Here is a 14,043-nt window from a genome sequence, read left to right on the forward strand (position 1 = left end):
CTCATTCTCCAGACTTCCTCTCCGCCCGGTTGCCCGTATGCGTCTCCTCATGACGTTCGGCGTTGCGCTCATAAAGGGCACGAAGCCCGGTCAGTGTCAGGAAATGATCGACTTTGTCTATCGTTGCGGATTCCCTCGCAATCATTCGCGCAAGCCCCCCTGTGGCGATCACCTTCATCTCGGATCCGTACTCATCCCGGATGCGTCGGACGATCTCATCGATCTGCCCTACATAGCCGAAAATGATGCCGGCCTGCATTCCCTGAATCGTATTCCGGCAGATGATCTGCCGTGGAGGGACAAGTTCGATGCGCGGCAGCTGGGCCGCGGTCTGAAACAAGGCATCAGCGCTGGTCCCGATGCCGGGTGCGATCACACCGCCCATGAAATCTCCCTGTTCATTGACCACATCAAACGTCGTTGCCGTACCGATATCAATGACAATCAGCGGGCCTCCGTACTGCTCATAGGCGCCGACCACATTGACAATCCGATCTGCGCCGATCGCCCGGGGGTTTTCATAATGCAGGCGAATACCGGTCTTAATGCCGGGCCCTACCACCAGCGGATGAATATGAAAATACCGCTCGCACATTTTCACCATGGGAACGACCAGCGGCGGGACGACCGATGAAATGATGATTGCATGAATATCTGTCATGCGTATGCCCTGATAGCGGAACAAGTTGTTCATGAGCATACCGTATTCATCTCCGGTTTTCTGGCGGTCTGTGGAAATGCGCCAGTGCTTCATTAGTTTCCTGCCCTCATAAGTACCCATGACGATATTGCTGTTACCGATATCAAATACTAATAGCAAGGGATTGTCCTCCTGTACGTTTCTTATCTCTTCTGCGGACGAATGGACACATCGCCTGCCAACACTCTGCGCCGCCCTGACGGAGTATCTACAAGTAATGCGCCATCTTCATCGATATCTGCCGCGCGCCCGGTAAAAACATCGCCATCACGCACGCCGATCACCCGAACCTCCTGCCCCAGTGTGATGCTGTAACGGCGCCACGCGGCCATAACGGGAGCAAATCCCTCCCGCTTCACCGCGTCATAAAGCTCATCCATCGCCTCAAGCACAGCCTGAAAAAATTTCACCCGCGGCAGCGGCTTCCCGCCGTTCATAATAGACAGCGACGTGGCTGTCGCACGCAGCTCTTCGGGAAAGTCTTCCGCCATGATATTGACATTGATGCCGGTGCCGATCACCACATAATTGATGCCGTCCATCTCAGCACTCATTTCCGTCAGGATGCCGACCAGCTTCTTATTTTCATACAAAATATCATTCGGCCACTTGATCCCGGCTTTCAGTCCGAAGCGTTCCATTCCCATGGCGACAGCAACAGCGGCCAGCAGCGTACACTTCGGGGCCTCCTGCGGCAAAAACGGCGGACGCAGAATAACCGAAAACCAGATTCCCTTGCCGGCAGGAGAAAAGAAATGGCGGTCCAGTCGCCCTTTGCCACCATTCTGCTGCTCGGCCACGATAACGGTTCCTTCCGGCGCACCGTCTGCAGCCACTTGTTTGGCCAGCGTATTCGTCGAATCCACAACGTCACGAAAGATGATCTCCCGGCCAATGCAGCGGACATTCAGGCCATGCTGTATTTCACCGGGAAGAAGACGGTCCGGCGCTTCGCGCAGCGAATAGCCGCTGCGGGAGTGACTGGCAATATGATAGCCGGCCTCCCGAAGCTCCTGAATATGTTTCCATACCGCTGTCCGCGATACGCCGAGCCGACTGGCAATTTCTTCTCCCGAAATATAACGGTCTCCTGCCTGACGCAGAAGGGATAATATCTTCGCACGCACTGGCTCTCCCCCTTTGCTGCTGATTTCATACCTTTGTATTATACAACGAAACGGGACAAGAAAAAAGCCTTCCGAATCGGAAGGCTTAATCGATTATTTATCGTAATGCGTTACATTGAACTTCGGTTCCGCCGTCTTAGGCGTCCCGGATTCCTCACCGTCTGCAGGCTGATCTGTCTCAACGGCTTCATCCGGCTGCCCCTGCTCCTGCTGCGATACCAGTTCAGGAGAAACCGGCGCCGGATCGCCATCCCGCGGCCCGTTATCTTCCGGTTCATCATCATGCGCGTCGTCATCAGACAGCCGTCCAGTCGTGAGCAGTTCTTCCAACTGCTTCGCGGTCAGCGTTTCACGTTCCATCAGCTCCTGTGCGATCAGCTCCAGCTTGTCGCGGTTGTCCGTGATGATCTGACGGCATGCTTCATATGCGGCTTCCAGATATTTACGGACCTCCTTATCGATCTCGCTGGCAACTTCTTCCGAATAATTGCGCTCATGATTGAAATCGCGTCCGAGAAAAACCTGGTGATTCTGACTTTCACCATAAGCCACAGGTCCGAGCACGTCACTCATGCCATACTGCATAATCATGCCGCGAACCATGCGCGTAGCCTGCTGAATGTCCTGGGACGCTCCTGTACTGATTTCCTTAAGGACGATCTCCTCGGCTACCCGACCGCCCATCGCCACCTTAAGGCGGTCAAGAAGCTCCGATTTCGTAGCATAATTGCGATCCTCCTTCGGCAGCATCAGCGTATAGCCGCCGGCGCGCCCACGCGGAATAATCGTGACCTTATGCACCGGATCGGCATGTTTCAGCATCATGCCGACCAGCGTATGACCGCCTTCATGGTAAGCCGTCAGACGCTTTTCCTCATCATTCATGATATGCGACTTGCGCTCCGGACCAGCCATGACACGCTCAATCGCTTCCTCCATCTCACCCATGCCGATCTTCTTTTTATCACGGCGCGCGGCAAGCAGCGCAGCTTCATTCACCAGATTGCTGAGATCCGCTCCGGTAAACCCCGGCGTACGACGCGCCAGAATATCCAGATCCACATCACCGGCCACCGGCTTGCCCTTGGTATGCACCTTGAGAATAGCCAGACGTCCGCGGACATCCGGTTTATCCACCACGATCTGACGGTCAAAACGTCCCGGACGAAGCAGAGCGGGATCCAGAATATCCGGACGATTTGTCGCGGCGATGATGATGATCCCCTCATTTGCTGCAAAGCCGTCCATCTCGACGAGCAGCTGATTCAGCGTCTGTTCACGCTCATCATGACCGCCGCCGACACCGGCGCCGCGCTGACGGCCAACTGCATCGATTTCATCGATGAACACGATACATGGCGCATTTTTCTTCGCCTGATCGAAAAGATCCCGTACGCGGGAAGCACCCACACCGACAAACATCTCGACAAAATCCGAACCGGATATCGAGAAAAACGGCACACCAGCTTCACCGGCTACCGCACGGGCCAGCAAGGTCTTGCCTGTTCCCGGAGGGCCGAAAAGCAATACGCCTTTGGGGATGCGCGCGCCAAGATCATTGTACTTCTTCGGATGCTTGAGGAATTCGACTACTTCCTCCAATTCCTGCTTGGCTTCATCCGCGCCGGCTACGTCCTTGAAATTCACCTTGATTTTATCCGCACCGCTCATACGGGCACGGCTCTTGCCGAACGACATGACGCGCCCGCCGCCGCCCTGCGTCTGCTGCATGATAAAGAACCATACACCGACCAAAAGCAGGATGGGCAGCACCGAAGAAAACATCGTCGACCACCACGGCGGCTCCGGCGGATTCTCTGCAGAGATTTCCACTCCCTTGTCGGTCAGCGTCTGGTAAAGCTGCGGATCGTTGTTCGGGGCATCGGGAGTAATGGTCGTAAACTCCGTTCCGTCCGACAGCGTTCCGCGAATTGTGTTCTGAATGATGACAACCTTCGATACCTTGCCCTCATCCACCTGCTGCAGGAACTGCGTATATCCGACTTCCTGCTTCGTCGTGTTCTTTGTTGAAAAATAGTCGATGATGGAGATCGCGACCAGAATGATCAACAAGTAGAACCCTACATTGCGAAGAAACTTATTCAATCCATTGTCCTCCCCTTCCGGGAGCTTTTATGCTCCTCAGGATTCAAATTGATACCTCTTGTGCCTTTTCAGGCATATATTTCCGGTTTCAGGACGCCGATAAACGGCAGGTTGCGGTATTTCTCCGCGTAATCCAGGCCATATCCGACGATAAACTCATCCGGTATCTCGAAACCGCAGTAATCAATGGAAACATCAACGGTACGGCGTGAAGGCTTGGAAAGCAGCGCGCAAAGCTTGACGCTTTTGGGCTTGCGTTCCCTAAAATACTTCATCAGATAATTCATCGTCGTCCCCGAGTCGATGATATCTTCGATAATAATGAGATGTTTTCCTTCCACATCGTAATCCAGATCTTTTAAAATCTTGACGGTGCCGCTGGTCGATGTACCATTGCCATAGCTTGATGCGATCATGAAATCAAAATGTACCGGCAAGTCGATTTCACGGACCAAATCCGTATAGAATACCACCGCGCCCTTAAGAATGCCAACGCAGTAAATGGTTTCCTTTGCATCCTTGTAGTCCTCGGTGATTCGCTGTCCGAGTTCCCGAATCTTGGCCCGGATCTCCTCCTCTGTGAATACGACTTTTTCGATATCCTCTTTAATCATGCTCATGTTCCTCTCTTCGTTTTACCGTGAGATACAGCACCGGTCTGTTCTCCTTTAAGGCTTGTTCCACCGGGCAGCATATACTGCGGCGATGGCCGATAACCCATAATATTTCCCTTCCGGATGCCAAAAGCGGCAGGCTGTCACGCCGTTCCTGCGGGATCCGGTCATCAATCAACAGTTTCTTGAGTTTCTTGCGCCCTGCTGGCAGCCGGATGGTATCCCCCGGCTGGCGGAAGCGCAAAACCAGCGGTTCGGACAAGGAATCCGGTGACAGATAAAAGGAATCCGCCTCCGTCTCCAAAGGAAGTGCTTTACGCCATACAGCATGACAGCAAAGCGGCCCGAAACAGGTGTCGCCGGGAATCGCCAGCGGCACTGCGACTGGCTTTTCTGCCGGTGTTGCATGAAATGCACGCCGGCAGAAAAGCCAGCCGTAAGATCGCTCTGCTGCATAGCCGTTCGGCAATTCCTGCCGGCTTCCGGTCGTCCCCCGCAGACAAATGCCCCGCAGAAGTTCGGTCTGAACAAAGCCGAGATCCTGACCGCTTCCGGTCGTTTCCCGCCAGAAACGCCGCAGCAGGATTCGCTGGATAGCCGGATGTTGAGCGGCCAGCATCGAACAATTCAGTTCGACGCCCCGGTCCGCGCTGCGGATCCGATGCGCCTGCTGCCAGCACTGTCCGGCCTGCTGGTCCAGATATTCCTGCTCGCATGCCGCTACGTCGGACAACTGACACAAAGCCTGCGCCAGTTCAGGATTAAACATCCGGCGCAAAGCCGGAAGGACTTGCAGGCGAATCCGGTTGCGCGTACCATCCAGCTGCCAATTCGTACTGTCCTCCCGGGGCGTCAGATGCTCCCGGCGGCACCAGTCACGAATCTGACGCTTTGTCACGCCGAGCAGAGGACGGATGATGCGCCCATCGCAGCCGCTGCGCGGACGCATGGCAGACAACCCCCGTGTTCCAGTCCCCCGCAGGATGCGCATCAGCACGGTTTCTGCCTGATCATCCGCATGATGCGCAACCGCCAAAACATCATACCCCCGGCATCGGCGCACCTTTTCCAGAAAATCATAACGAAGCTTTCGGGCCGCTGTTTCCAGCGACAATCCCATCCGTTCTGCCGCCCGCGGAACGTCCGACTCGCCGGCCTCAAACGGAATGCCGCGCCGAAGGCAGTAATCCCGCACAAAGCGGGCATCCGCCCTGGACTCCTCGCCACGTATTCCATGCTCAAAATGCGCGGCCAAAATCCGCAGACAATACTTTTCCCGCAGGCGCCAGAGAATCTCCAGCATAGCCAGAGAATCTGCTCCTCCGGAACAGGCCGCTACAATGCGGAGCCCAGACTGAAGCAACCCTTGTTCCACGCAAAAGCGCTCCACCTGTTCCATCATCTTTCATCCCTCCGCACGATCCGCTTCCCAATCTGTCCTTGAAAAACAAACAAAAGCACCCTTATGCAGAGTGCTTTGAACGTGTCTTGATATCAGTACGCATCGTACCATCAATCTGAGCGACGGGAACCACGGCCTCCGCGTTTCGAGTCCGTCTTGCGGCGCAGGTCCGTCAGACGCTCGTCACTGTCCTTGAGAAAGCGGGAAAGCTTATCTTCAAAGGACGCATTGGAATGATTGAAGCGATTGCCCTTCCGGAAATCCCGCGGTCCGCGGGCCGGATGCGGCGACCGAACGGAAGGACTGCCGGCGGCAGCGTGCTCTTCCGATTTCTTTTCCTGGACTTGTTTGATAGAAAGACCGATCTTGCCCCTCTCATCAACAGTCAGGACCTTCACCCTGACTTTATCTTTTTCTTGAAGAAAATCGTGGACATCCTTGACATACACATCCGCGACTTCTGAGATATGGACGAGGCCCGTCTTGCCTTCCGGCAACTCGACAAATGCGCCGAAATTCGTAATGCCGGTTACAACACCCTCAACCACGCTGCCAACTTCTATGGACAAATTAATTCTTCCTCCTTAATGCAGTAAAGAATACACGCCTTATTATAACCTTGACGGCAGAACAGTGTCAAGGAGTATACCGACTCATTTCCGCCCGGTGCTGTAAGGAAGTTCGCCCCTGCGTGTCATGCCCAGCTCCTCCCGGGCCAGTTTCTCGATATAATTCAGGTCGCCGAGCCGTTCCTTTTCCTGACGCAGCGCTTCGTTTTCCTGACGCGCAGCAGCCAGACGAGCCTCCGCCGAGGCCTGATCCTGACGGACCTGGCTCAGATACACCTGCTGTGAAATAAGGAGAAACGCAAAATAAACGACAATACCGGCCATAAGCAGATAAAACCAGCGAAAACGCCGTTTCCCGGTTCTATGTCCACGTCTCATTGCGATCCTCCTCTCACTGAATCATTGCTTTTAATCATACTGGGAAATTCGCGGCCTTGCAAGCGCGGGCAGAAATTATTTTTCCGCCGATTATTTTTCCGACCACTGAAAATATCCGGTCGAGGCAATTCGGCGGAACGTAGAATGACAATAAGCGCAATGAAAATGATCCTGTACATTCTCCATATCCGGTTTTCCCTCTACCAGACGCACCGGCTGTCCCTCCACATAATCCATCAGACTGCCGCAGCGCGGACAGACGCACTGACCGTTTGAATCACGGCGGAGCTGCACAGGCTGAAGATCGCCCGTATTTCGTATTCTTCCGGTCACCTCTCCGGCCGGTAGATCATGCTCGCCATAAAAGCCTGAGCCGAGCAGTTCCTGAAAATAACTATGGCAATGATTACAAACATACTTTGGATATACCGCCGACATGTCCGCTTTCCCATCCACGATCTGCACCGCCCCGCCGCGGACAAAGTGAAGCTCCTCCTGACATCTTGGGCAGATGAACTGATCCCTTTCATTCTTCTTCAATTGATATAGTGCCATTTCCATCACCATTCTGCCATTTCGGCCGATTGAATTAAAAAACAAAGCATTTGAGAAAGATATTCCCCATTCCGCTGAAAAATCCTGCTTTGCCTGTCATTCTTTCCACTTTTATAAAATCTGGCGGAGAATACCTCCCGCGATTCGTCCGGCAATCACACGAGCGGCATCCGGCCGCCCGCAGGCCAGTGCATGCTGCCGCATCCGCTCCAGACAGCCTCCGCCCAACAGATCGCGAACCGCCGCAGCCAGACGCTCACCAGGGTGCAGCCAGACTGCCGCGCCGTTTTTCGTAGCATAAACGGCGTTTTCCGTCTCCGGACCGGGAATGGGATCATGAAGCAGCATGGGAAGTCCCAGAACAAAGGCTTCGCTGATCGTCAGCGCCCCCGGCTTCGTAATCAGCAGATCCGCTGCCTGCATCAGGCGGTGCGCCTGCTCCGTATACCCCCAGACCCGGACCAGATGACGGGATGTCTTGGCAAATCGCTTCGCTTCCGCGAGCAAAGCTTCATTGTGTCCGGCTACGACCAGCAAAGCCAGCCGTTCATGAATCGATTCCAGCTCCTGCAGAGTCGGCGCAATCCCGCCCAGCCCCAATCCACCCCCCATCAGCAGCACAGCGGGGCAGCCGTCAGGCAGATCCAGCTCTGCCCTTACCGCTTCTTTGCCCGGAAGGAAAGCCAGCCGTCCGTCCACGGGAATACCATCTGCATAGAGCGATTGCTCCGAAAAATTCCGGGCAATCATTTCCTCCCTCATCGCCTCAGTCGCCATAAAATATTGTGTAACACCGGGATACAACCAGATCTGATGCAGCGAATAATCGGTCATGACTACCGCCAGAGGAAGGTTGCTTTGATGGCGGCGTTTCCATAGGGATACCGCTCCTTCCGGAAAGGGATGCGTACAAATCACTGCATCGGGATGGAAGCGCTCGATCAGCCGCGATATAACCGGCAGCATGACCACTGAAAAGGCCTTCTGAACCAGCGATCCGCCGGATGCGCCCCCGGCGATCCGATAGAACACGTCGTACAGGTTAGGGACAAAGGCCAGCATCTTCAGATAAATCTGCTTCATCAGCCAATGCAGTAGAGAAATCTGGCGCGACATGAAATCCACCGTTACAATTTCAGCCTCCGGCATCTGCTGCTGAAGTTCCCGTCGGACAGCCTCCGCTGCCTTGATATGACCGGAACCGATGGATGCTGTCAGGATGAGTACCCGCCTCGCTGTCAATGTCTTTTCCCCTTCCCGTCTCCTTCTCGTTCTCTGCTTATTGTACCACATTTCATGCGGTCAGGCCACCGTCCACGCCCCAGACCGCTCCGGTAACAAAAGAGGCCTGCGGCGATGCGAGAAACAGAATCAGGGCGGCCGCTTCTTCCGGCGTACCGATGCGTCCCAGCGGATAAACCGAGCTCATTTCCTTCAATCCCTGTTCGCGATCCGGCAGCTCATCCAACTGCTTTTGGGTCAGCGGCGTCATGATATCGCCGGGAGCAACCGCATTGACCCGCACGCCGAAGCCGGCCAATTCCAGAGCAAGAGCCCTCGTAAACAAAACGACCGCCCCCTTGCTTGCACAGTATGCCGTACAATAATAATTCCCCTGTACACCGGCATCCGAAGCCACATTGACGATATTGCCCCTTGAAGCCTTCAGAAGAGGAACGGCTGCCTGACACAGCAGATAGGTCCCTTTAAAATTCGTATCCATCACCGCATCGAGATGTTCTTCCGAAGTATTTTCGATCGACTCCTCCCAATAAATTCCGGCGGAATTGACCAGTACATCCAGGCGGCCGAACGACCGGCTGACCGCCTGAACGGCTTCCCGGCATTGCTCTGCCGATCGTACGTCTGCCGATACAAACTGAGCGCGGTCCCCGGCAGACAATTCCGCCAGCGCGGCACAGCCGCGCTTTTCCGATCGTCCGGCCAGGACAACGCATGCTCCATTGGCCAGAAAACCTTTCGCCGCAGCCAGACCGATACCGGAAGTTCCGCCTGAGATCAAAACAACCTGCCCGCTTTTTTTCTGACTCATTTCTCCCTCGCTTTCCCGCTACAGATTCAAAAACCGGGTTCCCGCAGGAACCCGGTACAACAGTGCAATATCCTGAATTATTTGTTCACGGCATCCTTCAATGCCTTTCCCGCCTTGAACGACGGACTGGACGATGCCGGAATCTCGATATCCTGTCCGGTACGCGGATTGCGCCCCTTACGAGCCGCACGTTTCTTCACTTCAAACGTGCCAAACCCGATCAGCTGAACCTTCTCTCCGCCAGCCAGCGCCTGCTGAACACAGTCAAACAGCGCGTTTACTGCCTTTTCCGCATCCTTTTTTGTCAAGCCGGCTTTTTCCGCCACTCCAGCTACCAATTCTGTTTTATTCACAATCGCAGCCTCCTTAAAGGTGTCCTCATTCCCGGCAGCTTATCTGTCACATTCGTACCGTCCTGCCGCTATAACAGAATTTATCAGAAAACCCTGAAAAAATCAAGAGGTTTCACGAAAAAACACGAATTGCTATACCGGACCTTATTCTTCTTTCGTCTCAGCACGAAGAAACAAACTGGTCAGGTGATCGATGTCCGGCTGGCGGTCCAGCTCAAAGAGCGGAATCGTCCGGATGGATTCATCCGGCAGCGCCAGATTATGCACATAGGTAACCTCGTACTCATCCGGATACCATTCCATCAGCATCAGCTTCGTATCCGAAGCGATCTGACGGTTATAAATCTGTGTGACCACAAGAGATTGGACGGGGCGCTCCCGAAAGCGTCCAACATCCCCCGCATCAAGAATTGTCAAACCGGAAATCGGATCCACGCCCAGCCGCGTATACAGAACCTCCACAAAACTCATTCCCGGAAGGATATTCACCGTCACTCCTGAACCGACAGACAACCGGCGAAGCAGAACGACTGTGCGTTCGGCAACCAGCGGACTGCCGGGCACCGCGTAGACCAGACTTCCTTCCTGTCTGGCGCGCCGGATCAGATCCTCCGCTACCGCCCGGTACAGCGATTCAAAATCCTCCGCATGTTCATAAAATCCGTCGTATGTCGTATAGGTGATGCCAGCCTGATCCAGCGCGGCGGCCGTCGGATGAATGCGTGTCCGGAGGATCAGATGCTCTGCCTGCTCCATGAGCGCCCAGCTTTCTCTGGTGATCAGGCCGGGGCGTCCCGGCCCCAGCCCTGCTACTGTTATCGTTGCCATACTATCATCCTCTCATTGACTTCCTGCAGCAGCGCTCTGCTCCTCTCCTGCCGCGGCCATAAGCAAACGCGTAACGAAGTTCGTGACATTCTGCCGGTATCTATCCTGTAGAACAAAACGAAATCCGTTTTTCCCGGCAATCGGCTTCATCATCCGGCCGAACATCTGGTCCAACGCGATCATTCCCCGGATTGGAAGCTTATGATCCGGAAGCAGATACAAATCGATCGCCTTGGGCAGCTGGACAATGGAGCGGATCCCCAAGGAACGGGCATAGTTCCGGATCCTGGCCACCTCCAGCAGATGAAGCACCGGCTTGGTCGGATCACCAAACCGGTCGATCAGCTCATCCAGCAAATTTCGCAGTTCCTCATTCGTCCGTATGGCAGCAATGCGCTGATAGATTTCAATCTTATGCATGCCATCCGCAATATACCCGCCGTCTAGATAGGCCTCAACCTGCAGATCGATCACCGGATCCGGCTGCTCGGTCTGAATTTCCTCCGTCCTGCCGTGCTGCAGCTTCTCTACCGCTTCTTCCAACAGCTTGCAGTACATCTCAAAGCCGACGCTGGCGATATGTCCATGCTGCTGCGCGCCAAGCAGATTGCCCGCTCCGCGAATCTCAAGATCGCGCATGGCAATCTTGAATCCTGCGCCGAGTTCGGCAAACTCCTTCATCGCCTGCAGACGCTTCTCGGCAGTTTCCGTCAGGATCCGGTCTGCCTGATAAACGAAATAAGCAAAGGCCATGTGATGGGAACGCCCCACACGCCCCCGCATCTGATAAAGCTGCGACAAGCCGAAATGATCGGCATTATAGACAATAATCGTGTTGGCATTGGCCACATCCAGACCATTTTCTACGATGCTGGTAGCCAGGAGAATATCATAATCCCCCTCGTAAAAATCCATCATAACACGCTCCAGCAGGTCCTCCGGCATCTGTCCATGCGCAGTCTGTATCCGCGCCTCCGGCACAAGCTGCTGAAGATGATCCCGCATGCGGCTGATGGTATCCACGCGGTTGTATACAAAGTAAATCTGCCCGCCCCGCTTCATCTCTCGCTTAATCGCATTGGCAAGAATGGTGTCATTATTTTCCACGACATACGTCTGCACAGGGAAACGCTCCGCCGGCGGAGTCTCGATGATACTCATATCGCGCGCACCGACCAGCGACATATGCAGAGTCCGCGGGATCGGCGTAGCCGACAATGTCAGCACATCGATCCCCGCGGCCAGACTGCGAATCTTATCCTTCTGTTTGACGCCAAACCGCTGTTCCTCATCGACAATGAGCAGTCCCAGATCCTTGAACTGCACCTTTTTCTGATTCAGAATCGCGTGCGTACCGATAAGGATATCGACCTTCCCTTCCTTTACGCGCTCCAGAGTAACCTTCTGTTCCTGTGCCGTGCGGAAGCGGCAGATCACATCGACAACCGGCGCAAAATCCATAAAACGCGCGCTGAACGTCTGGAAATGCTGCTGAGCCAGCACGGTTGTCGGAACCAGCACAGCCACCTGCTTGCCGTCCATCACCGCCTTGTATGCCGCCCGGATGGCCACTTCCGTCTTGCCGAAGCCAACATCGCCGCAAAGCAGACGGTCCATCGGCTTTTCCTTTTCCATATCGGCCTTGATCTCACGGATAGCGCGAAGCTGATCTTCTGTTTCCTGATAGGGAAAAGCCTCTTCAAATTCCCGCTGCGTGCTGTCGTCAGGAGAAAACGCAAAGCCCTTGGCCTGACGACGCTTTGCATAGATTTCGATGAGTTTTTTTGCTATATCCTCAACCGATCTTCTGGCGCGGGCCTTCGCCTTGATCCACTCCGTGCCGCCCATGCGATGCAGGCGGGGGACATCTCCTTCCGCACCGATATATTTCTGCAGCAGACCTACCTGATCGGTGGGCACGAACAGTTTATCGTCTCCGCCGTATTTAATATGCAGATAATCCTTATGGAGGCCGCCCACTTCCAGCGTCTCCACACCCAGATATTTGCCGATGCCATGATTGACATGCACCACATAATCGCCCGGCTTGATCTCGCGAAAATGGGATATCTTCTCTCCAGATGCCGGTGCATGCACAGTCCGGCGTTTCTGGCGGCCGAAGATATCTTTTTCCGTAACCACAACGAGCCGCGCCGAAGCCATCTCAAATCCGCCGGAAAGCACCCCCTCCTGAATATTGATCAAATCCTCCCGCAGCGCATCGTCTGCGGCGATGACCGCCGAAGGTATGCGGCGCCGTGCCAAAAGCTCACGCATCGAATCCGCTTTACTCCGGTCACCGAGCAGGAGCAGGGTACGCTGCTTCTGAGACAGCCAGCGGCCTGTCTCATTTTCCAGCAGATCCATCTGCCGCTGAAAGGGCGTCATGTTCGTCACCGTAAAACTGAGCGTCTGCTCCGGCTCAGCCCCGTGCACCTGCTGAAGCATCAGCGCCGAATAAAACACGCGGTTCCCGCGGGCCGCTTCCAGCAGATTCTCCCAGCTGAATACCTGTGCGCGGATATCCGGATTTTCCCGGATCATCGTCCGAAGCTGCTCACGGATGCGCATCGGTTCATCGAACAAAACCGCGCCACTGTGATCCAGATACGTCAGAAAAAGCTCCGGTCTCCCGCTGTCATCCGTCTGGGCCAGAGGAAGTACCGAGGTACTGCTGATATTGCGGGTCGAACGCTTTGTGGCCAGATCGAACTCGCGCAGAGAATCGACTTCCTCATCAAAAAACTCAATACGCACCGGCGACATGCTGTTGATCGCAAAAATATCCACAATCCCGCCGCGTGCGCTGAACTGGCCGACGCGCTCCACTTCGTCCGCATGCTCATAGCCCAGATGAACCAGCTGATGAATCAGCTGCTCGCGCGGAAGCTGCTGGCCGATGCGCACCGCCAGACTGAGGCGCTCAAATTCCTGACGGCTCATCCCCTTCTGTACCGCTGCGGCAGAGGATGCCAGAACGATAACCGGTTCCCTCCGCATCAGATGTCCCAGGACATTCATGCGGCGCGCTGAACGTTCCATGCTCCTGGCCTCGGCCTGGACCCCGGCCGGATCAAGCTCCGGCAGTTCCATGACCGTCCGATCCGGCAGCAAAACCTCCAGATCTTCCTTCCACTCCCTGGCCGCGTCACGGCTGTGAACCAGTATGACCACCGGCTGCGGATATTTGCAAAAGCAGGAAGCAAACGCCACATGCTTGGCCGGACCGCTCAGCCCGTAGACCAGCGTCTCCGCGGGCGCACCGCCAAAACACTCCTGCAGTTTCCGCACGGCTGTATCCTGCTGCATCGCAGCAAATAAAGAATTCATCCTCACACCTCTGTTATTCCGGATTCTC

At 54.9% G+C, this 14,043-nt stretch carries 13 protein-coding genes; all 13 read right to left on the reverse strand.

The window, feature by feature from the left end:
* Nucleotide 1 precedes the first annotated feature (1 nt).
* The 13 genes from FYJ78_RS02710 to mfd all read right to left on the reverse strand — a co-directional run bounded on the left by FYJ78_RS02710 (nt 2) and on the right by mfd (nt 14,015).
* On the reverse strand, nt 2-820 hold the full coding sequence (locus FYJ78_RS02710) for a type III pantothenate kinase (RefSeq protein WP_154619860.1): 819 nt from the start codon (nt 818-820) through the stop codon (nt 2-4).
* Nucleotides 821-843: 23 nt separating this feature from the next.
* Nucleotides 844-1,827, reverse strand: a complete 984-nt coding sequence (locus tag FYJ78_RS02715; RefSeq protein WP_328597618.1) for a biotin--[acetyl-CoA-carboxylase] ligase — start codon at nt 1,825-1,827, stop codon at nt 844-846.
* Nucleotides 1,828-1,920: 93 nt separating this feature from the next.
* Nucleotides 1,921-3,933, reverse strand: coding sequence for an ATP-dependent zinc metalloprotease FtsH (ftsH, locus tag FYJ78_RS02720; RefSeq protein WP_154619861.1), 2,013 nt, complete (start codon nt 3,931-3,933; stop codon nt 1,921-1,923).
* A 68-nt stretch (nt 3,934-4,001) separates the two neighbouring features.
* A complete protein-coding gene (gene hpt, locus FYJ78_RS02725; RefSeq protein WP_154619862.1) occupies nt 4,002-4,547 on the reverse strand; it encodes a hypoxanthine phosphoribosyltransferase in 546 nt (181 codons plus the stop codon).
* Nucleotides 4,540-5,949 (reverse strand): tRNA lysidine(34) synthetase TilS, encoded by a 1,410-nt coding sequence (tilS, locus tag FYJ78_RS02730; RefSeq protein WP_154619863.1) that lies wholly within the window; start codon nt 5,947-5,949, stop codon nt 4,540-4,542. Before tilS ends, hpt begins: the two co-directional genes overlap by 8 nt.
* A 110-nt stretch (nt 5,950-6,059) precedes the next feature.
* The gene (locus tag FYJ78_RS02735; protein ID WP_154619864.1) at nt 6,060-6,518 is read right to left on the reverse strand and encodes a S1 domain-containing RNA-binding protein; all 459 of its coding nucleotides are present in this window, start codon (nt 6,516-6,518) and stop codon (nt 6,060-6,062) included.
* 84 nt (nt 6,519-6,602) lie between these two features.
* Complete coding sequence (ftsL, locus tag FYJ78_RS02740; RefSeq protein ID WP_235899777.1) at nt 6,603-6,896, reverse strand: cell division protein FtsL; 294 nt, start codon at nt 6,894-6,896, stop codon at nt 6,603-6,605.
* 90 nt (nt 6,897-6,986) lie between these two features.
* Complete coding sequence (locus FYJ78_RS02745; protein ID WP_235899778.1) at nt 6,987-7,436, reverse strand: hypothetical protein; 450 nt, start codon at nt 7,434-7,436, stop codon at nt 6,987-6,989.
* Between the two features lie 126 nt (nt 7,437-7,562).
* The gene (locus tag FYJ78_RS02750; RefSeq protein ID WP_195847829.1) at nt 7,563-8,693 is read right to left on the reverse strand and encodes an MGDG synthase family glycosyltransferase; all 1,131 of its coding nucleotides are present in this window, start codon (nt 8,691-8,693) and stop codon (nt 7,563-7,565) included.
* Nucleotides 8,694-8,745: 52 nt separating this feature from the next.
* Nucleotides 8,746-9,504: an SDR family NAD(P)-dependent oxidoreductase gene (locus tag FYJ78_RS02755; protein ID WP_154619867.1), complete on the reverse strand. Its 759-nt coding sequence runs from the start codon at nt 9,502-9,504 to the stop codon at nt 8,746-8,748.
* Between the two features lie 77 nt (nt 9,505-9,581).
* On the reverse strand, nt 9,582-9,857 hold the full coding sequence (locus tag FYJ78_RS02760; protein ID WP_328597619.1) for an HU family DNA-binding protein: 276 nt from the start codon (nt 9,855-9,857) through the stop codon (nt 9,582-9,584).
* 144 nt (nt 9,858-10,001) lie between these two features.
* Nucleotides 10,002-10,685 carry an SAM-dependent methyltransferase gene (locus FYJ78_RS02765; protein WP_154619868.1) on the reverse strand — a complete coding sequence of 228 codons (684 nt, stop codon included), beginning with the start codon at nt 10,683-10,685 and terminating at the stop codon, nt 10,002-10,004.
* A 12-nt stretch (nt 10,686-10,697) separates the two neighbouring features.
* Nucleotides 10,698-14,015, reverse strand: a complete 3,318-nt coding sequence (gene mfd, locus FYJ78_RS02770; RefSeq protein ID WP_154619869.1) for a transcription-repair coupling factor — start codon at nt 14,013-14,015, stop codon at nt 10,698-10,700.
* Nucleotides 14,016-14,043 lie beyond the last annotated feature (28 nt).

It is taken from the genome of Wylensekiella montiformis (assembly GCF_009697385.1).
Classification (GTDB): Bacteria; Bacillota; Negativicutes; order Selenomonadales; family Selenomonadaceae; genus Selenomonas_A; species Selenomonas_A montiformis.

Bases quoted from the DNA above. Each gene is read 5' to 3' on its own strand.
- tilS (WP_154619863.1), bottom strand. From the start codon at position 5,949: ATGATGGAACAGGTGGAGCGCTTTTGCGTGGAACAAGGGTTGCTTCAG.
- FYJ78_RS02755 (WP_154619867.1), bottom strand. From the start codon at position 9,504: ATGAGTCAGAAAAAAAGCGGGCAGGTTGTTTTGATCTCAGGCGGAACT.
- hpt (WP_154619862.1), bottom strand. From the start codon at position 4,547: ATGATTAAAGAGGATATCGAAAAAGTCGTATTCACAGAGGAGGAGATC.
- FYJ78_RS02765 (WP_154619868.1), bottom strand. From the start codon at position 10,685: ATGGCAACGATAACAGTAGCAGGGCTGGGGCCGGGACGCCCCGGCCTG.
- ftsL (WP_235899777.1), bottom strand. From the start codon at position 6,896: ATGAGACGTGGACATAGAACCGGGAAACGGCGTTTTCGCTGGTTTTAT.
- mfd (WP_154619869.1), bottom strand. From the start codon at position 14,015: ATGAATTCTTTATTTGCTGCGATGCAGCAGGATACAGCCGTGCGGAAA.